Annotated in this window: 20 protein-coding genes; 10 read left to right on the top strand and 10 right to left on the bottom strand. The window is 73.4% G+C overall.

The features are described from left to right. The first annotated feature begins 92 nt into the window (after positions 1-92). Positions 93-560: a nuclear transport factor 2 family protein gene (locus tag MTQ01_RS14235; RefSeq protein WP_247490333.1), complete on the top strand. Its 468-nt coding sequence runs from the start codon at positions 93-95 to the stop codon at positions 558-560. Between the two features lie 171 nt (positions 561-731). After that, positions 732-1763, top strand: a complete 1032-nt coding sequence (locus MTQ01_RS14230; RefSeq protein ID WP_247490330.1) for an endonuclease/exonuclease/phosphatase family protein — start codon at positions 732-734, stop codon at positions 1761-1763. Positions 1764-1863: 100 nt separating this feature from the next. Here MTQ01_RS14230 and MTQ01_RS14225 read toward each other — a convergent pair whose 3' ends face one another. The 4 genes from MTQ01_RS14225 to MTQ01_RS14210 form a co-directional block, all read right to left on the bottom strand. Continuing rightward, positions 1864-2718, bottom strand: coding sequence for an ABC transporter ATP-binding protein (locus tag MTQ01_RS14225; protein WP_247490694.1), 855 nt, complete (start codon positions 2716-2718; stop codon positions 1864-1866). A gap of 149 nt (positions 2719-2867) precedes the next feature. Further along, positions 2868-3887 (bottom strand): iron chelate uptake ABC transporter family permease subunit, encoded by a 1020-nt coding sequence (locus tag MTQ01_RS14220; protein ID WP_247490693.1) that lies wholly within the window; start codon positions 3885-3887, stop codon positions 2868-2870. Positions 3888-3976: 89 nt separating this feature from the next. Beyond that, positions 3977-5023: an iron ABC transporter permease gene (locus MTQ01_RS14215; protein ID WP_282613660.1), complete on the bottom strand. Its 1047-nt coding sequence runs from the start codon at positions 5021-5023 to the stop codon at positions 3977-3979. A 169-nt stretch (positions 5024-5192) separates the two neighbouring features. Further along, positions 5193-6254 (bottom strand): iron-siderophore ABC transporter substrate-binding protein, encoded by a 1062-nt coding sequence (locus MTQ01_RS14210; RefSeq protein WP_247490328.1) that lies wholly within the window; start codon positions 6252-6254, stop codon positions 5193-5195. Positions 6255-6948: 694 nt separating this feature from the next. Here MTQ01_RS14210 and MTQ01_RS14205 point away from each other — a divergent pair. Continuing rightward, the gene (locus tag MTQ01_RS14205; protein ID WP_247490326.1) at positions 6949-8148 is read left to right on the top strand and encodes a MarP family serine protease; all 1200 of its coding nucleotides are present in this window, start codon (positions 6949-6951) and stop codon (positions 8146-8148) included. 214 nt (positions 8149-8362) lie between these two features. On the opposite strand, the gene MTQ01_RS14200 is transcribed toward MTQ01_RS14205, so the two are convergent. Continuing rightward, a complete protein-coding gene (locus tag MTQ01_RS14200; protein WP_247490324.1) occupies positions 8363-8926 on the bottom strand; it encodes a TetR/AcrR family transcriptional regulator in 564 nt (187 codons plus the stop codon). A 102-nt stretch (positions 8927-9028) separates the two neighbouring features. On the opposite strand from MTQ01_RS14200, the gene MTQ01_RS14195 reads away from it, so the two are divergent. Then, on the top strand, positions 9029-9946 hold the full coding sequence (locus MTQ01_RS14195) for a chlorophyllase (protein ID WP_247490322.1): 918 nt from the start codon (positions 9029-9031) through the stop codon (positions 9944-9946). 146 nt (positions 9947-10092) lie between these two features. Here MTQ01_RS14195 and MTQ01_RS14190 read toward each other — a convergent pair whose 3' ends face one another. Next, on the bottom strand, positions 10093-11541 hold the full coding sequence (locus tag MTQ01_RS14190; RefSeq protein ID WP_247490321.1) for an NCS2 family permease: 1449 nt from the start codon (positions 11539-11541) through the stop codon (positions 10093-10095). Between the two features lie 461 nt (positions 11542-12002). On the opposite strand from MTQ01_RS14190, the gene MTQ01_RS14185 reads away from it, so the two are divergent. Continuing rightward, positions 12003-13760 (top strand): PucR family transcriptional regulator ligand-binding domain-containing protein, encoded by a 1758-nt coding sequence (locus MTQ01_RS14185; RefSeq protein WP_247490691.1) that lies wholly within the window; start codon positions 12003-12005, stop codon positions 13758-13760. Between the two features lie 255 nt (positions 13761-14015). Here MTQ01_RS14185 and MTQ01_RS14180 read toward each other — a convergent pair whose 3' ends face one another. Beyond that, positions 14016-16016: a glycoside hydrolase family 5 protein gene (locus tag MTQ01_RS14180; RefSeq protein ID WP_247490690.1), complete on the bottom strand. Its 2001-nt coding sequence runs from the start codon at positions 16014-16016 to the stop codon at positions 14016-14018. A 299-nt stretch (positions 16017-16315) separates the two neighbouring features. Between MTQ01_RS14180 and MTQ01_RS14175 the strand changes: the two genes are divergently transcribed. Continuing rightward, complete coding sequence (locus MTQ01_RS14175) at positions 16316-16630, top strand: hypothetical protein (RefSeq protein WP_247490319.1); 315 nt, start codon at positions 16316-16318, stop codon at positions 16628-16630. A gap of 650 nt (positions 16631-17280) precedes the next feature. Continuing rightward, positions 17281-18060 carry a hypothetical protein gene (locus MTQ01_RS14170; protein WP_247490318.1) on the top strand — a complete coding sequence of 260 codons (780 nt, stop codon included), beginning with the start codon at positions 17281-17283 and terminating at the stop codon, positions 18058-18060. Between the two features lie 212 nt (positions 18061-18272). On the opposite strand, the gene MTQ01_RS14165 is transcribed toward MTQ01_RS14170, so the two are convergent. Next, a complete protein-coding gene (locus MTQ01_RS14165) occupies positions 18273-19187 on the bottom strand; it encodes a GntR family transcriptional regulator (protein WP_247490317.1) in 915 nt (304 codons plus the stop codon). 137 nt (positions 19188-19324) lie between these two features. On the opposite strand from MTQ01_RS14165, the gene MTQ01_RS14160 reads away from it, so the two are divergent. Both MTQ01_RS14160 and MTQ01_RS14155 read left to right on the top strand, forming a co-directional pair. Beyond that, positions 19325-20185, top strand: coding sequence for a (2Fe-2S)-binding protein (locus MTQ01_RS14160; protein WP_247490315.1), 861 nt, complete (start codon positions 19325-19327; stop codon positions 20183-20185). Between the two features lie 166 nt (positions 20186-20351). Then, positions 20352-21494 (top strand): DUF2637 domain-containing protein, encoded by a 1143-nt coding sequence (locus tag MTQ01_RS14155; RefSeq protein ID WP_247490312.1) that lies wholly within the window; start codon positions 20352-20354, stop codon positions 21492-21494. A gap of 80 nt (positions 21495-21574) precedes the next feature. On the opposite strand, the gene MTQ01_RS14150 is transcribed toward MTQ01_RS14155, so the two are convergent. After that, on the bottom strand, positions 21575-23272 hold the full coding sequence (locus MTQ01_RS14150) for a protein phosphatase 2C domain-containing protein (RefSeq protein ID WP_247490310.1): 1698 nt from the start codon (positions 23270-23272) through the stop codon (positions 21575-21577). A gap of 312 nt (positions 23273-23584) precedes the next feature. On the opposite strand from MTQ01_RS14150, the gene MTQ01_RS14145 reads away from it, so the two are divergent. After that, on the top strand, positions 23585-24427 hold the full coding sequence (locus MTQ01_RS14145) for a hypothetical protein (RefSeq protein ID WP_247490308.1): 843 nt from the start codon (positions 23585-23587) through the stop codon (positions 24425-24427). 36 nt (positions 24428-24463) lie between these two features. Here MTQ01_RS14145 and MTQ01_RS14140 read toward each other — a convergent pair whose 3' ends face one another. Further along, positions 24464-25918, bottom strand: coding sequence for an AlkA N-terminal domain-containing protein (locus MTQ01_RS14140; protein ID WP_282613658.1), 1455 nt, complete (start codon positions 25916-25918; stop codon positions 24464-24466). Between the last annotated feature and the right edge of the window lie 18 nt (positions 25919-25936).

Genomic DNA, 25936 nt, shown 5'->3' with positions numbered 1-25936 from the left:
CCCGTGGGTGACTAATCAAGTTTGACTACTTACTCCGCGGGGGCTACTTTCGACCGTGCCCAAGGCAGATCCGACCGAGGAGCAGCGACTGCATGACCTTCCGCACCGACATCCCCACCGAGTCCGTCACCGGGCACGCACCGACCGAGGAGGAACTACGCACTCTGCGCGAGTGGTTCACGCACTACGACGCCTGCGCCGCCCGGGGCGAGACGGCCAAGCTGGCCGAGCTGGCGCACTTCCCGCTGAACCTGGTGACCGACGACTCCTCCGGCACTCCCTGGTGCGGCCGGTGGAGCCGCGAGCAGTATCTGAGCGTGATGGGTGAGGTGATGGGCGGCGGTGACGACGTGGCCTTCGAGTCGACCCGCACCCCCTTCTTCCTCGGCGGCTCGCTCGCCGTGGTCTTCACCCGCTCCACCATGACCGCGGCCGGCGTCTCGTACCAGCTCGACTACGCCGACATCCTGGTCCGTACGACGGACGGCTGGCGGTTCCAGACGATGGTCCAGTCGGGCTGGGGCGAGATGATGGCGCAGGGCGAGGCAGCCGCGTCGTAACCACGGGCCCCGGGCGGCCGGAGCCGGCACGCGGGCGGCACCGTACCGCCCGGGACGAACCCGCCGGCGGTACGGTGCCGGGTCGGGAGACGGGCCGGGAGACGGGTCGGAGACGGGCCGGGAGTCGTGCCGCCCGGGCTGTCCCGCCGGCGCATAGGGCAGTATCGAGGGGTGTACACGGGGGAGAGCCAACACCGCAGCCAGTACGGGCCCGACCGGGTCGCACCGAGTCCCGCGCGGCCCGCCGCCCGGTCGCCCCGCGGGCGGCGCAGGTTCGCCGCCTGGCTCGCGGTGCTCCTGCTGATCCCCGGCACGGTGCCCGCGGTGGCACGGGCCATGGACGTCGACGGCCCGACGCCGGTGCCCCAACTGCTCGCGTTCCTGCCCTGGTTCCTCGCCCCCGGCTGGCTGGCACTGCTGGCCGCCGTGGTGGCCAGGCGTTTTCTGCTGGTCGCCTGGTCGCTCGCGCTGCTCGGTACGACCGCCTGGTTCCTCCAGCCCTACGGAAGCGGCCAGACCGTGCCCTCCCGGGAACCGAGCGCGCAGATCCGGGTCCTGACCGCGAACCTCCGCTTCGGCGAGGCGATGGACGCGTTCCTGGAGGCGCTGCGCAGCCACCGGCCGCATCTGGTCTCGGTCCAGGAGTGCGACAGCGGCTGCGCACGGACACTGCGCAGCCGGGAGGTGCGTCGCACCTACCCCCACCAGGTCATCACCGGGAACGAACCGGCCGAGGGCTCCGCGGTGTTGAGCGTCTACCCGCTCGCCGCGGGGGCGCGGGTACCGGGCGAGCTGTCGATGCCGAGCGCGGTCGCCGACGTGGAGGGCATCGACGTGAGGTTCCAGGTCGCGCATCCGATGCCGCCGATGCCGGACTCCATGGACTCCTGGCGGCGTGAGCTGGGGGCGCTGCGCGCCATGGCGAGCGGGCGCGGAGAGACCCCGACCATCATGGCGGGCGACTTCAACGCCTCGCAGGACCATGCGGCGTTCCGCGCCATCGTCGACACCGGGATGCGCGACAGCGCCCGGCTGCTGGGACGTTCACGCACCCCGACCTGGCCGGTGCCGTACTCGCCGCCGCTCGGCGCGCAGATCGACCATGTGCTGGTGAGCGAGGGCCTGACCCCGGTGGACGCGCAGTTCTTCGAGCTGTCCGGCAGCGACCACCAGGCGCTCCTGGTCGACGTACGCCTGTACTGACCCGGCGCACGGCGCACGGCGCACGCGGCAGGTACGACACCGCCGACGCGCACGACCTCCTGCTGCCTCCCGGGCCGGCGCAAACCGCCCCCACGGGCCCCTACGGTCCGGCGGACTCGCGCACGGCGCCGTGTCCGGGCTCGCCCCGGTCGCCGTCGCCGCCGTCCGGCGGGCCCGGCGCCGTGCGGGCTTTGGCGTGCGGGACCACCATCGGGGTTCCGGCGCGCGGATCGGGAACGATGTCGCAGGGCAGACCGAAGACCTCCTCGACCAGCTCCGAGGTGAGCACCTCCCCCGGCGGGCCCTGCGCGTGCACCGCACCGGCGCGCATCACCACCAGGTGGTCGGCGAATCTCGCGGCCTGGTTCAGATCGTGCAGCACGGCCACGACCGTACGGCCTTCGCGGTTCAACTCGGCGCACAGCTCAAGGACTTCGTACTGGTGGGCGATGTCCAGGAAAGTGGTGGGTTCGTCGAGCAGCAGCAGCTCGGTCTGCTGGGCGAGGACCATGGCGATCCAGGCCCGCTGGCGCTGCCCGCCGGAGAGCTCGCCGGCCTGGAGGTCGGCGATGCCCGCCAGATCGGTGCGCTCCAGCGCGAAGGCGATGGCCGGCTCGTCGTCCGGCGACCACTGCCTGAACAGTGTGTGGTGCGGAAAGCGGCCGCGGCCGACGAGGCCCCGCACGGTGATGCCCTCGGGGGCGATCGGGCTCTGCGGCAGCAGCGCCAGGTGCCGGGCCGCCTCCTTGCTCCGGTAGGAGTGCAGATCGGTGCCGTGCAGGCTGACGCTGCCGCTGTCCGGCTTCAGCAGCCGGGCGAACGCCTTGAGCAGCGTGGACTTTCCGCAGCCGTTGGGGCCTATCACCGCGGTCAGGCTGCCGTGCGGGATGTCGAGGCTGACGTCGCGCACGACGGGTTGGCCGCCGTAGGAGAGCGTGACGCCGTGAGCGCTCAACCCCCGTGCCGGGCCGGCGGTTTCGCCGGCGGCGGCCGGTTCGGGGGCGGGTTCGCGGGCGGGTTCGAGGCTCGCCGGTTCGCCGGCGGGGGCGGTGGCCCGGAGGTCCGTGGCGGAGCGGCGGTGGGCCGGATGCGGCTGGTCGGCGGTCACAGAATTCCCTTTCGCCATTCGCGGGTCAGCAGATAGCCGAGGTAGGAGCCGCCGACCGCCATGGTGTAGATGCCCACCGGCAGATTGTCGAACAGCGGCAGCTGCTGGGCGCACAGATCGGCCAGCACCAGCAGCAGAGCCCCGACGAGGGCGGCCAGGAAGAGGTGCGGACCGGTGCCGCGACTGAGCCGCTTGGCGATCTGCGGCGCGGTCAGCGCGATGAACGCGATCGGCCCCGCCACCGTCACCGCGCCCGCGGAGAGCGCCACGGCGAGCAACACGGCCCAGGTCTTCGTACGGGCGGGGTCGGCGCCGAGTCCGCCCGCCAGTTCGTCGCCCATCTCGCCGATCTCCAACTGCCGTGCGATCAGCGCGGTCAGCGGCGCGGCCACCAGCAGGACGGCCCAGATGACGGTGGCGTCGCTCCAGTCCTTCGCCGCCAGCGAGCCGTTGACGTACGAGGTCAGCGCCGCCGCCTTGTCGCGCTCGACCGCGTAGACGACGTACTGGGTCAGGGCGGTGGACATCGCGGCGACACCGATGCCCGCGACCACCAGTCGGCCCGGGTTGCGGAAGCCGGTGCCGGTGGAGACGTACACCAGGGCCATCGCGGCCAGCGCACCGCCCAACGCCCCCAGCGAGACCGGGACCCGGCCGGGCAGCAGCAGCGCGACGGCCGCCGCTCCGGCGCCCGCGCCGGCGGCCAGACCGATGACGTCGGGGCTGCCCAGCGGATTGCGGGTGACGGACTGGAAGAGCGCGCCGGACAGGCCGAGCGCGGCGCCCGTCGCGAGCGCCACCACCAGGCGGGGGCCGCGCAACCGCTCCACCACGAAGGCGTCGGCACCGCTCGCGCCGCCGGTCAGCGCGGCCGGGAGATCCGCCGGGGCGATACCGACCCGGCCCATGGTGAAGGTGGCGAAGGAGGCCGCGACCGTCAGCAGCAGAACGCCGACAGCCGTCAGCACCGCGGCGCGCCGGACCGGCACCGCGAACCCCGCGCCGAAGGCGACCACCCCCGTGGGCGGCGCGGTACGGGTCCCGGCGGTGGCCTCCGTCGCGGTCGGGCGGGTCGGCGGGAGGACGTCCCCCGCGGGGTCGGTGTTCACGAGGCCCCCTTCATACGGCGTACGGCGAGCAGCAGCGCGGGAGCGCCGAGGAAGGCGGTGACCACGCCGACCATCAACTCCTGCGGACGCAGCAGTACGCGGCCGACGATGTCGGCGAGCAACAGCAGAATCGGGCCGGCGATCGCGCAGAAGGCGAACTGGAGCCGGAAGTCGACCCCGACCAGGGCCCGTACGACGTGCGGAACCGCCAGTCCCACGAAGGCGATCGGTCCGACCGCGGCGGTCGCGGCGGCGGCCAGGAGTGTCGCCGCGAGCAGCCCGCCGCCCCGCAGCAGCGCCGGGTTGGCGCCGAGCGAGGTGGCCGACTCGTCGCCGAGCGCCAGCGCGTTGAGGCCGGAGGCGAGGAGGATCGCGACCGCGAGGCCCGCCAGCGCGAAGGGCAGCACCGCCGTGAAGACGTCGAAGTCGCGTCCGCCGAGCGCGCCGACGACCCAGTAGCGGTAGCTGTCGAAGACCTGCGGCCGGCTGAGGGTGACGGCCTGGATGAAGGCCGTGAGCACCGCGGTGAGCACCGCGCCGGCCAGCACCAGCCGCACCAGGCTCGTACCGCCGCCCGCGGAACCGATGAGGTGGACCAGCAGTCCCGCCAGAAGGGCGCCCGGCAGGGCCCACCACACGGCCTCGGTGGCGCTGGTCGCGCCGAGGAACGCGGTGGCGGTGACCACCCCGGCCGCGGCGCCGGTGTTGATGCCGAGCAGTCCGGGCTCGGCGAGCGGGTTGCGCGACACCCCCTGCATCAGTGCGCCCGCGACCGCCAGGCAGAGCCCGGCCAGCACGCCGAGAACGGTGCGCGGGTAGCGGCTCTCGACGACGGTCGTGACGTACGGGTCGGCGGTCCCGGACAGCACGTCCAGCACCTCCCCGACGCCGGTGGCCCGGCTGCCGAACATCACGCTCGCGAGCATCACGAGCGCCAGCAGCACGAGTCCGGCCGACAGCAGCAGAAGGTTCCGGAGGACGCCGGCACCGCGGCGGGTGCGGACGTCGCCGGTTCCGGCGGGCGGCTTGGTGAGGGTGGTCATGGGGAGTACGACGTACCTTCGTCTTCTTCTCGGCGGTCTCGCGCCCGGCGCGTGCGGCCGTCGCGTGCGGCCGGCCCGGAGCGGGCCGCGGGCGGCGGGCGGGGACGAGCGGCGGGCCGAACCGGGGCGGACCGTACGGGAGTTGTCCGCTCCGGCCGGGCCCGAGGGGTCAGTCCCGGCCGCCGCGCTCGCCGGACTTGTCGAGCTTCTCCACGGCCTTGTCGATCAGCGGCAGATAGCGGTCGACGACCCAGGGGACGGTCAGCGGGTTGATGATCGAGGAGGCGGTCACGAAGGCGTTGTTCTCGCTGGCGACGACCGTGCCGCGCTCGATCGCGGGGATGGCGGCGTACAGCTTCTGCGACTCCACCTCCCTGCGCGACTTCTTGTCGCTGTAGAAGGTGAAGACGAGGTCGCTCTTGTTGAGCTTCTCGGCGTTCTCCAGGCCGATGAGGGCCGAGTCGGTGCCCTTGGTCTCCTTGAAGGTGTTGACCACCGGATCGACCTTCAGCCCCAGTGAGGAGACCATCTCCACCCGCTGCTCCTCCTCCTGGAACACGCCCAGGCTGCCGGGGCCGTTGGTGTAGATGTAGGAGAAGCTGACGTCCTCGTACTCCGGGCGCTTCTTCGCCGCGTCCGCGAGCCGGCCCTCGATGGTGCCGATCAGCTTCTCGGCCTTCTCGGGCTTGCCGAGCGCCTTGGCGATCAGCTCGATCTGCTCGTCCCAGTTGGTGCTCCAGGGCAGGCCCGGGTACGCGACGGTCGGGGCGAGGTCGGAGAGCAGGTCGTACTGGTCCTGGGTGATGCCGGACCAGGGCGCGAGGATCACGTCCGGTTCGAGTTCGAGGATGGCGTCCATGTCGATGTCCTCACCGCCCTTGAACTGCTTGGGCAGTTCGTCGCCCTTCTCGGTGACGGCCTCGTGGACCCACGGCAGATAGCCGCTCTTGTCGCTGCCCCACGGGTACTCCTCGACGCCGACCGGGGTGTGGCCGAGGGCGATGGCCGTCTCGGCCGAGCCCTGGCCCAGCGTGACCACCCGCTCGGGCTGCTTCTCGATCTTCGCGGTGCCGAGCGCGCTCTTGATCGAGACCGGGAACGAGCCGTCGCTCCCGCTCGATCCGCCCTTGTCGTCGTCATCGGCCGAGGAGCAGCCGCTGAGCAAAAGGGCGGACACGGCCGCGACGGCGAGCAGCGATCCGCGGCGCGCGCCGGAGAACCAGGTGGACATGGTGACCTCGTGGAGTCGTGGACCGCTCTGGGCGGTGGATGTTCATCGGATCGAGTGGTGCCGAAGGCGCCGGCACGGGCACGGCGGTGAGCCGTCGGGCACGTGCGCCGGTCGGGGAAACGGCACGAACACCGTCTGACCTTAGGCAAGCCTAAGTAAACATACCCTTATCGGATCGGCCGGTGTCCACCACCCCCGCGCCTCCCGTCGGTTGCCGCCTCCTCGGCGTCCGGCGGTGCAGCACCGCGCCGCGCCGAGCGGGACGCGACGGCACGAGGCGCGTCACCAGCGCGGGGAGGGCCGGCGGGCGTCGTCCCGGCACCGGCCGGCGTGCGTCCCGGCACCGGCCTGCGGACGTCCCGGCACGGGGGCGGTGGGGTGGACGCCGCGCGCGGGGACGCGTCGCGTACGGTCGGCCGTCGGCCGTCGGCCGTCCGGATCCGGCACCCGGCCGCGACTCCCGCAGGCCGCCCGGGTGCCGTGGCCCTCGACGGTCGGGGCGGCCGGGGCCCATGAGCCCACTCACAGGTGGGAACCGCACGGATCCCGGTCACGTTCTACACAAGCAGCGCCCCCGCGCGGAACCTTCGGGCACCGGCGGCGGATTCTCCGCCGTCCCGCCCCGGTCCCGTCCGATGCGCGGACCCGGATCGTCCGGGCCGGGCGGGCGCACCAGCCGAGGAAGGGCCCCGGGTTGAATCTGCTCGACGTCGTACTGCTGCTGGCCGTCGTGGCCTCCGCCGTCTCCGGCTACCGCCGGGGACTGGTCGCGGGCGCCGTGTCGTTGGCGGGCTTCGTCGGCGGCGCGGTGATCGGTGTCTGGCTGCTGCCCCACACCCTCGAACTCGTGGAGCGCGGCACCGGTTTGGCGCTCGTCGTCGCGCTCGCCACGGTCCTGGTGCCCGCCGCGCTCGGCCAGGGGCTGGCCGCGAGGCTGGGCTGGAAGCTCCGGGAGTCGCTGCACTGGGTCGCCCCCGCGCGCTGGCTCGACGGCGTCGGCGGTGCGCTGGCGAACGCGCTGGCGGTTCTGATCGTCGCCTGGGTGGCTGCGAGCGCGCTGGTCTCCTCCCCCACACCCGAGCTGAACCAGGCGATTCGCGGTTCCTCGGTGCTCGGCGCGGTGGACGACCGGCTGCCCGAGCAGGCGCCCACCTGGTTCAGCCGCGCGACCGGCGCGCTCGCCACGGCCGGTTTCCCCCAGGTCTTCAACCCCTTCGAGCGCGAGTCGGTCGCCGAGGTGCCCGAGCCCTCGGGCGACAACGTCACCGCCGCGGCGCGCACCGCGGCGCAGCGCAGCACCGTGAAGGTCGAGGGCGTCGCCGAGGTCGACGGCCGTCGGCAGGGCCAGGAGGGCAGTGGGTTCGTCTACGCGGACAAGCGCGTGATGACCAACGCCCACGTGGTCGCCGGGGTCAGCGATCCGACCGTGCAGATCGGCGGCGTCGGCCGCCGGTACGAGGCGCAGGTCGTCCATTTCGACGCCGATGTCGACGTGGCGGTGCTGCGGGTGCCCGAACTGAGCGCCCCCGTACTGCGGTTCGCCGACGACGCGGGCCGCGGCGACGGCGCCGTGGTGGCCGGCTACCCGGAGAACGGCGGACTGGACCTGCGCGCGGCCACCGTCGCCGGCCGCACCCAGGCGCGCGGCCAGGACATCTACGGCTCCAGCGTCGTCACCAGGGACATCCACCCGCTGCGCGGCAACGTGCGACCGGGCAACTCGGGCGGCCCGCTGCTGACTCCGGGCGGCCAGGTGTACGGCGTGATCTTCGCCAGATCGGTCAGCAACCCGGAAACCGGGTATGCGCTCACCGCCGACCAGGTGCGTTCCGCCGCCTCTCGCGGAGACGCGGCGACCGAGCCCGTCGACACCGGCTCCCGCAGCGCGCTGTAGGCCCAGGACGGCCGGCGACCCCGACCCGAGCCGCCGGTAGCTGATGGCGGTTCCGTCGAGGACCCCAACGACGCTGTGGCCCCGCAGGACTCCGACAAGTTGATCTCGCTCGGCACACCCGGACCGTTGCACGGTCGATCCGGGGCGGTCCACCGCACTGTGCGCAGCCGAAGCAGCCGCCCTCAGTCCGGCTCCGTGATCCGCCGCAGGGGCCTCAGCGACGGCAGCCGGCGAGGAGGAGGGCGACCATGCGCCCCGCGTCGGCCCGGTCGTAGTCGGGGCCGGTGATGCAGAGGTTTCCGATGGCGCGCATGAGCGTGTAGGCGGTGATCTCCGGGTCGACCTCGTCGGCGGCGACGCAGGCGTCGAGCAACGTCGCACAGGCCGGCACCAGGGTGTCGAGCATGAGGGTGTGGAGGTTCTCCAGACCGGGGTCCCCCGAGCCCAGCGCGGCACCGAGTCCGTGCTTGGTCACCAGGAAGTCCACGAAGGCGTCCGACCACTGCGACAGAGCGGTGAACGCGGAGGCCGACTCCTCCAGGAGCCGGGGGGCCAGCGCGGCGCAGGTGTCGATCTGGTGCCGGTAGACGGCGGTGACCAGATCGGCACGTGTCGGGAAGTGCCGGTAGATCGTGCCGACGCCGACGCCCGCGCGTTCGGCGATGTCCCGGATCGGGGCCTGGACGCCCTGGTCCACGAAGGCCGCCGAAGCAGCCGCCAGCACACCGCTGCGGGTGCGCTGTGCCTGCGCTCGGCGCACGCCTGTCCCTTCGGGCACGGAGACCCCCCTTTACTCGCGGAACAATGTTCCGCTACTTTGACGGAACGACGCTCCGCCAAAGTATGGCAGAGCGCCTCACGCCGAAAGCGCAGGCCCCTCATGTTCTCCACCCTCCCCGACCAGCGGATCGTCGCGGTCAAGCCCCTCACCGTCCCCGCACCGGGCCGCAGCCTCGATCTCCAGGTGAAGGTCACCGCTCCGGTCTCGGACCGCAACCTTCCGGTCATCGTCTTCAGCCACGGCAACGCCTGGTCCCTGGACGGGTACGCGCCCCTCGTCGACCGGTGGGCGGCGGCGGGGTTCATCGTCGTGCAGCCCACCCATCTGGACTCGCGCCGCAACGGCATCGGTTGGGAGGATCCGCGCTTCGCCACCGTCTGGCGGGTACGGATCGCCGACCTCCACGCGGTCCTCGACGGCCTGGACGACATCCTCGACCGGACGGTCGGCACGGACGCCCGCGTCGACCACGAGCGCATAGCGGTGGTCGGCCACTCCTGGGGCGCACAGACCGCCGGTGCGATCCTCGGCGCGCGCGTGTTCGACGCAGACGGCGTCCCCGGAGAGGACTTCTCCCACCCCTCGGCATCAGCGGGCGCACTGATCGCCGCGACCGGAACCGGCGACACGCTCACCCCCTTCGCAGCCGAGCACCTTCCGTTCATGAGACCGGACTACTCCGGCATGAGCGCCCCGGCCCTGGTCGTCGCGGGCGGCAGGGACCGCTCCCAACTCTCCACCCGCGGTCCGGACTGGTTCACCGACGCCTACCACCTCAGCCCGTCCCCCAAGAACCTGCTCACCCTCGCGGAGGGCGAGCACACGCTGGGCGGTCTCGCCGGCGAGGCGGTCGCCGAGACCACCGATGAGAACCCGGCCCGGGTCGCCCTCGTCGCCGACGCGGTCTCCGCCTGGCTCCACGACGCCCTGAAGATCGACAGTGCCGCGTGGACCGCCTTCGGCGACCGAGCTGCGACTGCCCCCGACGACGAGGCGTGGAGCATCGTCGGCAAGTAGCCCCGACCGCTCCGCCCGTACCGCTCGCGGCATCGACGCGGAACAACGCAAACGGGGCCGCGGCGAGCGGCCCGTCCGCGCACACATGCGCACACAGGTCTCCCACCCGGCCCCGCGCGGTGTGCGCACGGGGCCGGGTGCGGGCGTCAGTGACCGACGTCGTTGAAGGCGAAGTTGAAGATGAACAGCGCGGTCAGCAGCCACATGAAGAGGCCGGGTTCGCGCCACTTGCCCTGGGCGAGCTTGATCGCGGTGTAGGCGATGACGCCCGCCGCGACGCCGTTGACGATGGAGAAGGTGAACGGCATCAGCACGGCCGTGAGGAATACCGGGATCGCCACCGAGCGGTCCTGCCAGTCCACGTGCCGCGCGTTCTGCATCATCATCGCGCCGATGACCACCAGCGCGGCGGCGGCGACCTCCCCGGGCACCACCTGTGCGAGCGGGGTGAAGAGCAGCATCGCGGTGAAGATGAGTCCGGTGACGGTGGCCGAGAGCCCCGTTCTGGCCCCCTCCCCCACGCCGCTGGCGGACTCGATGAAGACGGTCTGGCCGGAGGCGCTGGTCGCGCCGCCGATCGCGCCGCCGGCACCGTCGATCAGCAGGGCCTTGTTCAGCCCCGGCATCCGGCCCTTGGAGTCGGCGAGCTTCGCCTCCTGGCCGACGGCGATGATGGTCGCCATCGCGTCGAAGAAGCCGGCCAGCACCAGGGTGAAGACGATCATCGTCACGGTGGTCGCGCCCAGCGCCGCGTAGCCGCCGAACTCGATCTGGCCGAAGAGGCTGAAGTCCGGGGAGGAGACGAGCGCGGAGGGGATCTCGGGCGAGGCCAGCCCCCAGTCCTTGTCGCTCAGGTCGTAGATCTGGGTGACGGCGAGGGAGAAGACCGTGCCGACGCCGATACCGATGAGGATCGCACCGGGGATGTTCCTGGCCAGCAGCATGAACATCGCGAGCAGCGTGATGCAGAACGCGAACACCGGCCAGCCGACCAGCTGGTTGCCCACGCCCAGAGTGACCGGGGGGCCGCCCTCGGCGCCCGGGCCGACGAAACCGGCCTTCTCCAGCCCGATCATGGCGACGAACAGGCCGATGCCGATGGTGATGGCGTGCTTGAGGCCCATCGGGATCGCGTTCATGATCTTCTCGCGCAGGCCGGTGATCACCAGCAGCATGATGACCACGCCGTAGATGACGCACATCCCCATCGCCTGGGGCCAGGTCATGCTCGGCACGACCTGGGTCGCCAGCACGCCGGAGACGCTGAGGCCGGCCGCGAGCGCCAGCGGCACCTTGCCGACGATGCCCATCAGCAGGGTGGTGACACCCGCCGCGAGCGCCGTGGCGGTGACCACGGCGGTCGCCGAGAGGGTGTCGCCGTTGACGTCCTCGACGCTCAGCAGCAGCGGGTTGAGCAGCAGGATGTAGGCCATCGCCATGAAGGTCGTGACGCCGCCGCGCACCTCCCGCCCGACCGTCGACCCGCGCTGGGTGATGTGGAAGTAGCGGTCGAGCCAACCTCTTCCGGCGGGCGGGCGGGAGCCCTCTCCCGCGTCCTCCGGCGAGGACGTCGGCTCTACCTTCGACTGAGACATTGTGCGAACTCCCAAGGTTCATAGGGGCGCCCGCGAGACGTACGGCGTACGCGGGGTTTGGGATGCACGACGCGGGGGACGGCCCGAGAACGTGGGACTGGGTGGATGGGCAAGGGTGGTACGGGCCCGTCGGAACCGACGGGAGACTCGCGGCGAGCGCCGGGGCCGCCGGTGCGCGGCCGGTCTGTCGCTGTGTTCCTCTCTGCCGCCCGGGATGCGCCGGTGCGGCGCGGACGGGAGCCGGCCGGCGCGGGTGGGGCCGGGAGGCGTACGGCTTCATACGGCGTTCATCTGCTGTGTGGGCCCAGTAGACAGGGGCGACGACAGCAGGGTGCAGTCACCGAACGCATGAAGCGGTTGGCTGGTGGCACCGCCGGTCTTGTAGATTCGAACGAACCTCTGGGTGGCGGAGAACTCCGGTGCCGCCACAGCACCACACAACAGAAACGGTGAGCGAGAAGATGCGGCTGCGCGCTCTGCTGGAGACGGAGTCCCTGGGCCTGCGACTGGTCGGCGGCGAGGACGAGCTGGACCGCACGGTCCGCGGAGTGATGACCACCGACCTGAGGGACCCGAGCCGGTATCTGTCCGGTGGCGAGCTGGTCCTCACCGGTCTGGCGTGGTTGCACGACCCGGCCGACGCCGAACCCTTCGTCCGGACTCTGGCCGGCGCCCAGGTGGCCGGTCTGGCGGCCGGCGAGGCCGAGGTGGGCGGTGTGCCGGAGGATCTGGTGGCGGCGTGCGCCAAGCACCGCATGCCGCTGTTCACCGTGGACGAGCAGGTCGCCTTCGCCACCATCACCGAGCACGTCGTGCGCCAGGTCTCCGGCGAGCGGGCCGGTGATCTGGCCGCGGTGGTGGACCGGCACCGGCGGATGATGACGTCCGGGCCCGCGGGCGGCGGTCCCGAGGTGGTGCTCGACCTGCTCGCCGCCGACCTGGACCTGCGCGCCTGGGTGCTCTCCCCCACCGGGCGCCGGGTCGCCGGCGCGGGGCCTGCCTCGGTCTCCGGCGGACCGGTCGCCGAGGTCCACCAGGACCTGGCCGGCGCCCACCTGGCCGCGATGCGCGCCGGCCGCATCGGACCGCACCGCACCACGGTCACCGCGCCGTCCGAGCCGGGCGGCGCGCCGGCGTCCACCACGTACTCCCTCTTCCCGGTGCGCACCCCGGCGGAAGCGGCGCCGCCCGCACCTGACGTGCGCGAATCGCTGCTGTCCGACTGGCTGTTGGCCGTCGAGGCCGACGCCGGAGACTGGCCGGCCGAGCGGATGGAGCTGGTGCACGGCGTCACTCAGCTGATCGCCGCGGAACGGGCCCAGCGGGACGCCGCCCGCACCGTGCGGCGGCGGCTTGCGCACGAGGTGCTGGAGCTGATCCAGGGGGGCGCCGCACCCGCCGAGATCGCCGCACGGCTGCGGGTGGCCACTCCCGTACTGCTGCCGGGGCTCGACGCCTCACCGCACTGGCAGGTGGTGGTGGCGGCCGTGGAGTGGAAGGGCGCCGACTTCCCGCCGGGCCCGGTGGCACAGGCGCTGCTGGAGGAACTGCTGGTCGGCCCGGCGACCGGCGAACAGGGCGGCGGCGACCGGATCGCGGTGGCGCACAGCGGCGAGGAGGCGGTGGCGCTGGTGCCGCTGCTCTCCGAACCCGAGCACCACGGCGACGGCGGAGCCGGCGAGCACGCCGCAACGGGCGGTTGCGCGGCCCCCGCCGCGGGCCGGCCGCTGGACGCGGACGGGCTGCTGGGCGCCGTACGCCGACCGCTGACGCGCGGACTGGGCGAGGACGGCCGCGTCACCTTCGGCGTGAGCGCGGCGGTCACCTCCGCCGAGGGTCTGCGCGGCGCGCTGGAGGAGGCCAGGCACGCACGGCGGGTCGCGGCGGCGCGCCCCGGCCCGGTGTGCGCCTCGGGCCACGAGGAGCTGGCCTCCCACGTACTGCTGCTGCCCTTCGTACCCGACGACGTACGGCGGGCGTTCACCGCCCGGCTCCTCGAACCGCTGCGCGACTACGACGAGAAGCACCGCGCGGAGCTGGTGCCCACACTCCGGGCCTTCCTGGAGTGCGACGGCTCCTGGACGCGCTGCGCCTCCCGGCTGCATCTGCACGTCAACACGCTGCGCTACCGCGTCGGGCGGATCGAACAGCTCACCGGCCGTGACCTTTCGCGGCTGGAGGACAAGCTCGACTTCTTCCTCGCCCTGCGGATGAGCTGAGCACCGCAGACCGTACGGGCCGCGCAGGGAGCGCACCTCGTACGGCCCCCGTGGGCGGCAGAGCAGGAGCAGCCCGGCGCGGATCGACGGCGCGGACGAGCGCGCTGTGCGGCCGTCACGGACCGCGGCGGGCAACGGCCGCGCACCGTACGGGCGTTGGCCGTCCGCGGTACCGGACCGGCGGTACGGGCTCGGCGGTACGGGGCGGTACGGGCTCGGGCCCGCCCGTCCGGCTCTCGGAGGCGTACGGAGCGGTCAGCGCAGCCGGCGGCAGTGGAGCGCGTCGGGTGTGCCGGCCGAGCCGAGCCGGTTGGTGTGGGCCACCCCGGCCAGATACTCGTCGTCCGCGCACTGGCCCTTGTGGCGTCCGCGGGCGAAGTCCCCGCCGCCGGGGCGCTCACCGCGGGCGTCGCCCTTGTCGAACCAGACGGTGCGGCCGTCGGCGCCGAGCCGCTCGGGAGCGGCGGGTGCGCAGAGCACCGAGGACATCCGGGCGCCGCGGACGCCGTAGCCGGTCACCATCTGCCCCTGCGGGCACTGGAGTTTGGTGTAGCCGGGCGCCCAGTCTCGGCCCGGCTCGACGTGCCGCTCGTCGGTGACGGCACGCGGCTCGCCGTCGGACTGCCACAGGCCCTCCCCCGAGGCGTCGCCGCACAGACCGCGGTTGCCGGTGTGGCTGATCCCGAGCAGCCGCTCCCCGTCCGGGCAGGCGGCCTTGCGCGCGCCGGGGTCGAAGTCCGGCAGCCCGCGCATCCGCCGCGACTGCACGAAGTCGCCGTGGTCGGGGCTGAGTTGGGACCAGCGTGCGGGCTGCGGCACCGGCCCGGTCCGACTTTCGGACTCGATCAGCCGGGTCCAGGCACCGGCCCGCCAGTCGTCGCCGTCGTAGAGGCCCATCCGCTCGCCCTCGGCGTCCCAGTGCAGCAGCCCCCAGCCGTTGCCCTCGCCGCCGCGGTGCCAGCCGACGATCGGCCAGTAGGCGAAGTCGGCGTCGGTGCGCACGAGGTGGTCGACGAAGTTCTCGAACCAGGCGCGGTTCTTGGGGTCGGTGTCGTCCCGGCCGCCGACACCGAACTCGCTGATCCACACCGGAGCGGTGAAGTGCTGCCCCTCCTCGCCCGAGACGTAGAACGCCTGGCGGTCCAAGACCTCGATCAGCTCCTCCGGGGAGAGGTCCCGGTAACGGGGGTCGCTGGTCTCGCCGATGCCCGTGGCACCGCTGTGCCGGGGGCCGGTGTAGCCGTAGAAGTGGGCGGAGTAGACGAGCTTGCCGGAGTCGACGAGGGTGTGCGACAGCTCGCGCACCGGCTCCAGCGTGGGCCGCTCGTGCGGGAGTCCGTCGACCGGCAGGCCCGTCCAGTTGATGCCCTCGATCACGATCAGCAGATCGGAGTCGGCCTCGGTGAGGATGCGGTCGCCCGCGCGCTGGGCGGCGGCGAACCAGTCGTGGTCGTTGCCCCAGCCCCAGTTGGGGTCGTCCCAGACGTCACGGCGCACCTCGTTGTAGAGGTCGGCGCCGACGACGCGGTCGTTGTCCCGGTAGCGGCCGGCCATCAGGACCCAGTCGTCCTCCCACTGCCGCGCGGTGCGGCTGGTGTTCCACCGCTCGTTCCCGTCGACTCCGCAGCACCAACGGGTGGTGCCGGTGTGGTTGTTGAGGATGACGGCGAGGTCCGCGTCGGTGAGTGCCTTCACGACACTGTCGAAGACCTCCAGCGGGGTTCTGCCGCGCAGCTCGGGATTGGCGGCGACGGCGCGGTCGGCGACCGGATCGCTGTCGTGCACCATCTCGTTGGAGAAGGGCAGTCGCACGCTGTTGAGGCCGAGCTCGCGGAAGCCCTCGATGATCTCCGCCATCGGCGCGCGGTCGAGCCCCAGGGGGACGCGGCCGGCGTTCTCCCCCGCGTGGTGGTTGGCGTCGTCGTCCTTGTCGCCCGACCCGTTCCAGGTGCCGCTGGCGCCGTGCCAGTTGCCGGAGCGCAGCTTGAAGCGGTCGCCGTCGGCGTCGACGATCCAGCGTCCGCGGGTGCTGAGCGGCGGCGTCCACTGCGCGTCGTCGACCTTCGGCGGCGCGGCGCTCTCCTGCGCGTCGCCGGCCGGGGCACGGGGCGGCGCGGCCGTCGGCCCGGCGGCGGACGCCGGGGCGGGCAGCAGGGTCAGCACCAGCGGCAGCAGGGCGGCGGCCACAGCGGCCCTCACCGGAATTCTCTGCACGACGTTCGCCCCTCGCTTCGCGGGAGAGCCGGGTTCGGCCATGACCTCGACATCATCGCGGACCAACGCTCGGAGCACCACGGTGCGTTCGAGCCGTACATCCTCGGCGCGCACGGCGGGTGCGGTACGTTGGAGGGTTCGCCCGGAGTCGGGACAGCGCGGTGGAGCGCGCCGTCGGACGAACGCGAACAGGACGAACACGAACAGGACGGACGCGAACAGAGCGGACGCGAGCAGAGCGGACGCGAACAACGACCGGAGGCGACAGCGATGGGGATCTTGCCCGAGCCGCCCTCCCGGAAGGTCCGGGGTCGAGGGCGGCGGGTTCCGAGAGGAACGAGATGTCCCGTACGGACGGCACCGACCCCCTGTGGGTGCGCCATCTGCGGCACGACCCACGACCGCTGCACGACCACCGCGCAGGCGGTGACTGCGATCTGCCGCCCCGGCCCGCCAGGGCACCCTCCGGCACGCGCTGCCGCTGGGAGCACCCCGAGACGCTGCTGTTCCGCCGCGGCTGCTGCTCGGGCTGCCACCGGCGCGGCTGCACCCGGGAGTGGCAGCTGCTGAGGAAGGTGAGCAACCGCAGGGAGCGGTACGAGGGCCGACGCATCGCCCGCGATCAGCTGCGCACGGCCGACCGGGGTGAGCGCTGAGAACCGGTCAACGGGCTGCGGGCGGCAGGGAGTTCGACTGCCGCCCGCGGCGGGGCAGCGGGAGGCGGGAAACGAGCGGCGCCGGAGAGGGGGAGCGGCGAGGAGTGGCGACCGGCCCGGAAGCCGGACGGCGGAATTCTCGGACGGCCCCGCGGGTTCGTGACTCACCGCGACCACTCGGGCACGAAAAGCACCTGCCCGGTGCGACGGGGGATGCACACCGGGCAGGCACAACTCCTTTGTACCGCATGTGCGGACACTTGGGCACCTGATCCCGGAATGCTGTGCACCTCATCGGTGAACGCCGGACGAGTTCCGGCCATTGCACCGGATGCCCGCCGAGGCCGGAACTCGCACCGCCGAGCCGCCCGAAAGAGGGCCGCGGCGCGCCGGAGCCGTACGCGGCAACCACCGGATCGCGCAGTTGAACCCCGGTCGCACCAAGGTCATTTGGCCGATTCTCCACGCAACCCCGCGCCCCACCACGTCAGTTGGCGACACGGTTGCACTTGCGAGCGAGAAACCCCTGAACAGAAGTTTGTGAACTGATTCACACCAGACCCTTGGCCAGACCCCTTGATCCATGCTGAGATTCGTCCCACATCTCGCGGATCTGGCATCGAGCTCAATGGCGCGCTTGGGAGGGCACTGTGGCGGAATCCGCCATGTCTGGTTCGGTACGGCCGGGTTACGGGGAGGGAGATGACCCGCTGGAACGAGCGGTCTGGCGTCTGCGCTCCCGCGGCTGCTGGGGAGACGCGGCGGCACTCCTGGCCCCGCGGGCCGAGCAGGACGCCGGGTTCGCCGTCCACCGCGCCGCCCTGCTGGTGGAGGGCTGCCTCTTCACCGCGGCCGGCTGGGCCGAGGCGGAGGACGCGGTACGTGCCGCGGAAGCCCTCGCCGTCGACCCCGTGGCGCGCGGCACCGCCGCCTGCGAACGCGGCCAACTCGCCTACGCCGCCACGGTGGTGGGCAACCGGGACCGCTCCGACGAGGCACGTGCCGCCCTGGGCCGCGCCGCCGCACTGATCCCGCCCGCGGCCCCCGAACGGGCCCTGGTGGACTTCCGCCGGGGCCTTCTGGCCGAGCACCTGGCCGACAACCCCGAATCGGCCCGCGCCGCCTACCGCCGGGCACACGCGGGAGCCACCGCCAACCAGCACACCCTGCTCTCCTCCTTCACCTGGCGCCATCTGGCCGGCCTCGCGCTGCGCAGCGGGGACCTGACCGAGGCCCGGCACGGCTTCGCGGAGTCACTGAGACTGCGGGAGGAGCTGGGCTATCTGGTCGGCATGGCGCCCGCGCTGGCCTCTCTCGCCGATGTGGAGGCGGAGCCGGAGGCCGGCCGGCTCCGGGCCGAGGCACAGCGCCTCTTCCGGCTGCTGGGCGGCGTACCCACCTGGCTCGAAGGCCAACTCGCCGCAGCCTGACCGCCCGGGCGGGTCGCCGCACGCCGCGTACGGCCCGCACGGCACGTACAGCCCGCCCGGTCGTACGGCGCCCCGCGACGCTCGTACAGCCCGCCCGCTCGTACGGTGCCGCGCGGCCCGGCGCCGCAGGGCGTTCGCCGCCTGCACACGCTCGCGACACCGAGCGTCGGAACGACCGGGGTGCACGCCGGAGCACGCCGGCAGCGGTGCGCTCAGACGCTCAGCTGCTCGCGCAGCAGCGTCTCGGCCTGCTCCAGGTCTCCGGCTGCGAGCGCGTCCAGCAGCGCGCCGTGCAGTCGGCCGCGCACCCGCAGTCGCTCCGGGGTCGCCGGAGCACGCCAGGCTCGCAGGCACAACTCCTCGACCATCGCGGCCAGTTGGCGGTTGCCGCCCGGCTCCACCAGCGCACGGTGGAAGGACTGGTCCGCGACCGCGTAACCGGCGGTGTCCCCGCGTGCGGCGCACCGGTGCGCGGTCTCCGCGAGCGGCCGCAGCGCCTGCCAGACGCCGGCCGGGCGGCTGCGGGCGAGCGCCAGCACGGTGGGGACCTCCAGCAGCGCACGTAGCTCCGCCAGCTCCGCCAGCTCGTCCGGCGTACGTCTGGCGACCCGGAACCCCCGGTTGGGCACGGTCTCCACCGCGCCCTCCGCGGCGAGCTGCTGCATCGCCTCACGGACCGGTGTCGCCGACACACCGAAACGCGCGCCGAGCAGCGGCGCGGAGTAGACCTCGCCGGGCACCAGCTCCCCGCTGAGCAGCGCCTCGCGCAGCGCCGCGAGCACCTGCCCGCGGACCGAGTGCCGCTGGGGCGTGCGCGGCGGCGCGGGCTCGCTGTGGACGTGTTCACCGCGTGCGGCTTCGGCCTGCGAGCCCGCGCCCTCGCGCACGGGCGCGGGCTCTCCGCGCACCGCGGTGGAGCCGGTACGGACCGGGGAGGCGCCTGCCGCTCCGCGCGCGAGCCCGTCCGCCGGTGCGCGCACGGGGTCGGGCTCCGGTATCGGGCCGCCGTCGCCGTCGGTCTCCGCCGCGGGGGCGGCGGCCGGCGACGGAACGGCAGGCCGCGCGGCGGGCTCGGACGGCGCGCCGATCTGGCCGGGAACGGCCGCACGCGTCGTACGCTCGCTCATCCGCACCTCCTGCCGCTCGTCTCGCGCTCACCAATTGTCCGATGAGCACCATAGGCCGCCGGTGCGGGAGATCAAACACGGGCGACATCGGGTAAGGTAAGGCTTACCTGCAAGTGATCGCTACACCGGGAACGCCGATGGCTCTGACGGTCCTCACGCCACCCCCCGCCGCACCGGCCGGGGACTCGCCCTTCACCGCCGCCTACGCGCGCCTCGCCGAGGTGCTGCCGGGACTTCGCGTGCTCGAGCTGGGCAGTGGCGAGGAGCTTCCGCAGGGAGAGAGCTGGGTCACCACCGACGAGCTGGCGCTCGGCGGGCCGGCCCTCGAGGGGTTCCTCGACTGGGACACCGACCAGCTGCTGCGCGACTACGGGCGCCAGGCGCGCCGCGACGTGGTCGCCACCTTCGGTCTGCACCGCTACGCATGGCCGGCCACGCTCATGATCACCTTCCCGTGGTTCATGGCGCGCCGGGTGCCGCGGCTGCCCGCTCACACCGTTGCCTTCGACCGCCGGTCGGGCCGGATGGCCCTGCGCCTGGGCGAGTTCGCCTGCCTGCCCGACGACCCCGCGGCCGGACTGCCCGGCGCCAGAGTGGTCCGGGACGAGGCGGCGCTCTGCGACGAGGTGCGCCAGGCCGTCGCCGAGCATCTGGCGCCGGTGCTCTCCGCCTTCGGGCCGCTCATGCGCCGCCGTCCGCGCGCCCTGTGGGGTGTCGCCTCGGACGAGATCACCGAGGGCCTGTGGTACGTCGGCCGGCTGCTCGGCCAGGAGCGCGCCGGCATCGAGGCCGCCGAACAGCTGCTGCCCGGCGCCACCGCGCCGTACCCCGTCGGAGCGGGATTCCGCGAGCTGCTCACCCCCGAGGGCGACGCCTTCCCCACCCGGACGCGCGCCAACTGCTGCCTCTTCTACACGCTCCGCCCCAAGGACACCTGTGTGACCTGCCCGCGCACCTGCGACGCCGAAAGAGTCGAGCGCATGACCGGGCACGGCTGAGTCGTTCGAATCTTTCGTTCGCAATTCACCCTCCCCGAGGGCTCTTTGGCGTCGAGTTGAGCCGAATCGCCGTGTGCCTCACGGACTTTCGGCCAGTATGCGGCGCGAAAGCAAAACCACGCGAAAGCGTAGCCACGGCCAAAAGGGCCGAACTAGGGGCAGGAAAATGACACTTGCGGCACTGGCGGACGTCTCCTTGAACTGGGTGCTGGCGGGTGCGGTGTTGCTCCTCGGCTTCCTCGGTGCCATCGCGCTCGTCGCGCGTGGCCGCAAGGACGACGAGGACACCTCCGCGGCGGCCGACTCCTGGGAACGGATGGAGGAACGGCGCCGACGCAAGGAGACGGTGTACGCCACCGCCTCCTACCTGCTGCTCTTCTGCTGTGCGGGGGTGGCCGCGGCGCTCTCCTTCCACGGGCTCGTCGGCTTCGGCCGGCAGAATCTCAACCTCTCCGGCGGCTGGGAGTACCTCGTGCCCTTCGGGCTCGACGGCGCCGCCATGTTCTGTGCGGTGATCGCGGTGCGCGAAGCCAGCCACGGCGACGCCTCGGTGGCCTCGCGCATGCTGGTGTGGGCCTTCGCCGGAGCCGCCGCCTGGTTCAACTGGGTGCACGCACCGCGCGGTTCGGGCCACGCGGGCGCCCCGCACTTCTTCGCCGGCATGTCGCTCTCCGCCGCGATCCTCTTCGACCGCGCGCTCAAGCAGACCCGCAAGGCCGCGCTGCGCGAGCAGGGCCTGGTACCGCGCCCGCTGCCGCAGATCCGCGCCGTGCGCTGGATCCGCGCACCCAGAGAAACGTTCCGCGCCTGGTCGCTGATGCTGCTGGAGGGCGTGCGGACGCTGGACGAGGCGGTCGAGGAAGTCCGCGAGGACCGGCGGAACAAGCACGAGGAGGGTGTGCGGCGCAAGGAGCAGCACAAGCTCGAACGAGCCAGGATCAAGGCGCTGGGCAGGCAGCACCGCGGCTGGCGCCGTGGCGGCGAAGCCCCCCAGGTGCAGCTGGAGGTCGCTCCCGCGAGCGGGCCCGCGGGAGGCACCGCGACCGGCGCCACCGCCAAGTCGATCCCCGCACAGCAGCAGGGTGAGGTGGAGGCGGGCCAACTGCCCGTGCGCACCCGGCCCGCGCTGCACGGCGGGCTGGAGGACGAGCGCGGGAAAGCCGGGAAGGCGGGGCGCGGGCCGGGGCACGACGGCCGTCCGTACGACGGCGAGCAGCGCACCGACGGGTACGAGGAGGACGGCTCCGCGGGGCCGCGGCTGGACTCGCTGGAGGAGAAACTCGCCGCGATCGAGCGGCAGTTCGGCTAGCCGGGCCGATGCCCGGCGGGCGGAGGGGGTGCGGGTTCGGCGTGCGCGCCGGCCCCGCACCCCCTCCGTGTGCCCGCCCGTCAGCGGCCGACGGCGGGCTCCCAGACGCCGATGACCGTACGGTCCTCCGTGTGGCCCTTGGACGGCAGCTGCGCGTCCCCGAGGAACTCGGTCAGATTCGGCGGGGCCGCGGCGTTCCACCGGGTGCCCAGCTCCTCGCCGAACGCCTCCTGGGTGCGCAGCGGCTCCGCCATCCCCTCGCTGCACAGCAGCAGCGCGTCCCCGGGCTCGGCGACAGAGGTGCGGAAGAGGAACGGCGGCGTGCGCGGCGCGAGCAGGTCCTGCGGATCGACCGGCACCCGGGCCAGCGCGCTCGCGGCACTGGAGGGAAGCGCCCCGCCCGAACCGGGTCCGTCACCGATGACCATGGCCGGCCGGGCCGGCGGGTGGACCGGCTCCAGGTCCTGCCACTGCCCCGCCCGCAGTCGGAACAGCCCGCCCGCCCCCACCCCGAAGAACAACCGGATCCGACACCGCGGATCGGCGGGCAGCACCAGGCAGCGCAGTGCCGCTGTGTACTGGGTCGGGTCGTATCCCTGCTCGACGGCGCTGGCGCGCAGCCGCCCCAGTGTCCGGGCGGTCAACCTGCCGAGCCCGGACTTGAGCGAGGCACGGCGTTCGCTGCGCAGGTCCTCCGAGAGGCGGTGCCGGCTGCGTCCGACCGCCGCCGTGATCTCCTCGCACGCCTCTCTGGCGGCGAGATGGCCCTCCGCGTGCCGGCTGGCCCCCGTCGCCAGCACGAGCACCAGCAGCGCCGAGTCACCGCTGCCGAAACGGGCGGTGAGGAGCGCGTCGCCCCGGGGCCGCCCCTGGTGGCGGGCCAGATCGCCACGGGTGGAGACCGCCCTGACCGTCAACGGCCCGTGGTGGGCTCCGTCGAGCACGGTGTCGGGGGTCAGCGCGTGCAACCTGTCCGGATCGGCTGCCGGAAGCATCGCCGGTCCGGCGACCGGTGCGGGCCGGGGCGACGGCAGCCCGCTTCTGCGTCTGACGAACGGAGCCTCCCGCGGGCCGTCACGGCCCGGCGTGCGCGGCTCGGTGCCACGCTGCGCGGCCGGGTCGCCGGCCCGTCCGAACGCCGCCCGGCCCCCCGCCGCGGTGCGAGGGCCGCCGCTGTCCGGCTGCGGAACCGCGCCCGGCGGAACCGCCTCGCGCGGTGAACCGAACCGACGGGGCTCCGGGCCGCCGTCGCCCGAACCCGCCGCGAGCGGGCCGGTGTTGCCCGGTACGGCGCCGGAGCCCGCGCCACGCTCGTCCGCGTTCCGGGGCCCGGCGTCCCGGGGCCCGGCGTCCCGAGGGCCCGCGTCCCCGGGGTCCGCGGGGAGGGAATCCGCGCTGCGGGGAGTTGTGCCACGAGGCTCCGCGTTCCCGGGGCCCGTGCCGCGGGAGTCGCCGGGTCGCGGGTCGGCGGGGCGCGGGTCGGTGGGCCGGTCGGCCCTGCCGGGTGCCGGGCCTTCGTCCGGTGTCGGCGGCGCCCCCGCGGCGGCCTCGTCGGCCCGTTTCGCGCCCGTGTCCGGGCTCGGACGTCCCACGACGCCGCCGGAACCGACCGTACGGGCGGCCGAGCGGAAGCGTTCGTCGATGGTGTCCCCCGCGGTGCTCTCGCCCGCGTCGTTCCCCCCGCGCGTCTGCGCGTCGCTGTCGGCGTCGAGCTGCCCGCCCTCGTAGAGCTCGCTCCACCAGTCGGGCGCTCCGGCCCCGTCCCCCTGCCGATTCATGCCCTTATTGTCCCCGCAGAATCGGCCCCGGCCACCTCTTCTTCCTCAAGAAGCTTCCAACAGGCCGATATTGGCCCTCGCGGTCCCGCCCGCGCCCGGTGCCGTCCATCGCGCCGCGCCGCGCTCGTACCACCGGTCCGGCCGAGGGCGGCCCCCGGAGCGGCGGCTGCTGCCCCGTGGCCGCTCAACCCGCCCTGCCGCGCGAGCACTTCGGTGTGTCACGCAGTCTTCGTTTGCGATGACCGACCGGGCCCGCCGTTGCTACGCTCCCCGCAGTGCGGAGCGCGCGGGACGACCGACGGGAGCAGCACGATGGCGAAGTCAGGTGGCACCAGGGCCGCGACGGGTCTGCTGGCCGCGGCCCTGCTCACGGCGCCGGCCGGCCTTCAGCAAGGAGCGTCCGCCGCCGCGCCCCCGGAGGCTGCGCCCCGCGCGGCCGAGCCGGTGCGCCTGGTGACCGCGAACGTGCCGTTCACCCTCTCCGGTGCGAAGGCGCGCGCCCAACTCCGTCACGTGGCCACCTCCGGGGCGCAGGTGGCCGCCTTTCAGGAAGTGCGCACCCGCGAGGTGGGCCGCATCCTCGATCAGGAGACCTCGCCGGGCAAATGGGCCGTGCACCAGCCCTCGGGGGCCGCCGGAGCGTCCGCGGTGGCGTGGGACAAGGAGCGCTTCGCCGCCGTCGACAAGGGGTCGCGTCTCGCCTTCCGCGGCCCGGACTACTCCCGCCATCTGCTCTGGGTCACGCTCCGCGAACGCAGCGGCGGGCAGCAGTACACGGTCATCGGCCTGCACTACCCGCCGAACGCGTCCAAGGACCCGAAGATGCGCGAGCTCTACCGCACCATGAACGCCAACTACCGTGCGCTGGTGGGAGACTTGAAGAAGCAGGGGCGCCATCCGATCGCGGGCGGCGACTGGAACAACCCGCTCGACGTGCCGCGCGAACCCTGGGGCCCGGTGCAGGTCAACAAGAAGCTGTCCATGACCACCAACTGGCGCCAGGGCACTGCCTGCAAGAGTGGCAGCAGCGCACGCGGCGGGCGGATCGACGGCTTCGCCTACGCCGCCGCCCGGTACCGGCTCCAGCAGCAGGGATGCATGAAGCGGCTGCACTCCGACCACCGCCCGGTGTGGATGACCTTCACCGCGGGCTGACCCCGGCCCCGCCGCCCGCACCCGGGCCGCACCCCGTCACGGCCGTGGCGAACTCTCCTGCGGCGCGAGGGAGTTCCACAGGTGGTGCAGGGCGTACGAGCGCCAAGGCCGCCAGCGTTCCGCGTCCGCGGGCGTCCCACCGAGCCGCTCCAGGCCCTGCCGTGCGCCCGCGTCCGAGGCGAGGAAGACGTCCGGGTCGCCGAGCGCGCGCATCCGCAGATAGCCGGCCGTCCAGGGGCCGATGCCGCGCAGGGCGAGCAGCGAGCGCTCCGCCTCGTCCCGGTCGGCACCCGGGTCCAGCGCGATCCGGTCGTCGGCCAGTGCCGCCATCAGCGTGCGCAGCGCGGCCCGGCGCGCCTCGGGCATGCCCAACTCGCCCAGCTCAGCCTGCGCGAGGGCTTCGGGCGCGGGGAAGAGGTGGGTGAGGGTGCCGCTGGGCTCGGGCAGCGGTTTGCCGTACGCGGCGACCAGTCGGCCGGCCAGGCCGCGCGCCGCGCCGACGGTCACCTGCTGGCCGAGCACCGCGCGCGCCGCGAGCTCCGGGGCGTCGGCGGCTCCCGGTGAACGCAGCCCCGGAGTCGCCCGCGCCAGGTCGCCGATGCGCGGGTCCGCGCCGAGGCTCTCCAGCACCGCGTGCGGATCGGCGTCGAGGTCGAGGAGTCTGCGCAGCCGCTGGACGGCGGCGGTGAGGTCCCGTACGTCGCTCAGCCGCAGCCGGCACTCCAACCAGCCCGGGCCGCCCCTCTCCCCCACCTCCGCGACCGCGTGCCCGTACGGCAGGGCGAGGGTCCGCCGGTAGCGGCGGCTGCCGGGAGTCCCGTCCATCGACTCGATGCCGGGCACCGCACGGCGGCCGAGGAAGTCGAAGAGCTGCCGGCCGGCGAAGGGGCCTCGGTGGGCCAGACGCAGTCTGATGCCGTCGCCGCCGGCAGGGGTTCTGGCGGCGCCGCGCAGGGCGGTGGGGGTGCTGTCGTAGATCTCCCTGACGGTGTCGTTGAACTGCCGGACGCTGGAGAAGCCCGCCGCGAACGCGATTTCGGTGACGGGCAGCGCGGTGGTCTGCAGAAGCACCCGCGCGCTGTGCGCCCGTCCGGCCCTGGCGAGGGCGACCGGGCCCGCGCCCAGCTCCTCGGTGAGCTGCCGCTGCACCTGACGGGTGCTGTAGCCCAGCCGCCGGGCGAGCCCTCCGACGCCCTCCCGGTCGACGACTCCGTCATTGATCAGCCGCATGGCCCGGCCGACCGAGTCCGCCCGGATGTTCCACTCCGCCGAGCCGGGCACGGCGTCCGGGCGGCAGCGCTTGCAGGCGCGGAAACCGGCGGCCTGAGCCGCTGCGGCGGAGGCGTGGAAGGTCACGTTGCCGCGCAACGGCGTCCGGGCGGGGCAGCTGGGGCGGCAGTAGATGCGGGTGGTGGTGACGGCGGTGAAGAACACCCCGTCGAAGCGCGCATCGCGGCTGCGCACCGCCTCGTACCTGCTCTCGTCGTCCATCACCACTCCAGTGTGGGC

Source organism: Streptomyces sp. XM4193 (genome assembly GCF_023072595.1).
Lineage (GTDB): Bacteria > Actinomycetota > Actinomycetes > Streptomycetales > Streptomycetaceae > Streptomyces.
The sequence above is the reverse complement of the archived record's forward strand: the minus strand, read 5'-3'. Positions and strand labels throughout refer to the sequence as shown.

Bases quoted from the DNA above. Each gene is read 5' to 3' on its own strand.
- MTQ01_RS14180 (WP_247490690.1), bottom strand. From the start codon at position 16,016: ATGGCCGAACCCGGCTCTCCCGCGAAGCGAGGGGCGAACGTCGTGCAG.
- MTQ01_RS14160 (WP_247490315.1), top strand. From the start codon at position 19,325: ATGGCTCTGACGGTCCTCACGCCACCCCCCGCCGCACCGGCCGGGGAC.
- MTQ01_RS14195 (WP_247490322.1), top strand. From the start codon at position 9,029: ATGTTCTCCACCCTCCCCGACCAGCGGATCGTCGCGGTCAAGCCCCTC.
- MTQ01_RS14145 (WP_247490308.1), top strand. From the start codon at position 23,585: ATGGCGAAGTCAGGTGGCACCAGGGCCGCGACGGGTCTGCTGGCCGCG.
- MTQ01_RS14150 (WP_247490310.1), bottom strand. From the start codon at position 23,272: ATGAATCGGCAGGGGGACGGGGCCGGAGCGCCCGACTGGTGGAGCGAG.
- MTQ01_RS14185 (WP_247490691.1), top strand. From the start codon at position 12,003: ATGCGGCTGCGCGCTCTGCTGGAGACGGAGTCCCTGGGCCTGCGACTG.
- MTQ01_RS14235 (WP_247490333.1), top strand. From the start codon at position 93: ATGACCTTCCGCACCGACATCCCCACCGAGTCCGTCACCGGGCACGCA.
- MTQ01_RS14175 (WP_247490319.1), top strand. From the start codon at position 16,316: ATGTCCCGTACGGACGGCACCGACCCCCTGTGGGTGCGCCATCTGCGG.
- MTQ01_RS14210 (WP_247490328.1), bottom strand. From the start codon at position 6,254: ATGTCCACCTGGTTCTCCGGCGCGCGCCGCGGATCGCTGCTCGCCGTC.
- MTQ01_RS14190 (WP_247490321.1), bottom strand. From the start codon at position 11,541: ATGTCTCAGTCGAAGGTAGAGCCGACGTCCTCGCCGGAGGACGCGGGA.
- MTQ01_RS14165 (WP_247490317.1), bottom strand. From the start codon at position 19,187: ATGAGCGAGCGTACGACGCGTGCGGCCGTTCCCGGCCAGATCGGCGCG.
- MTQ01_RS14155 (WP_247490312.1), top strand. From the start codon at position 20,352: ATGACACTTGCGGCACTGGCGGACGTCTCCTTGAACTGGGTGCTGGCG.
- MTQ01_RS14215 (WP_282613660.1), bottom strand. From the start codon at position 5,023: ATGACCACCCTCACCAAGCCGCCCGCCGGAACCGGCGACGTCCGCACC.
- MTQ01_RS14140 (WP_282613658.1), bottom strand. From the start codon at position 25,918: ATGGACGACGAGAGCAGGTACGAGGCGGTGCGCAGCCGCGATGCGCGC.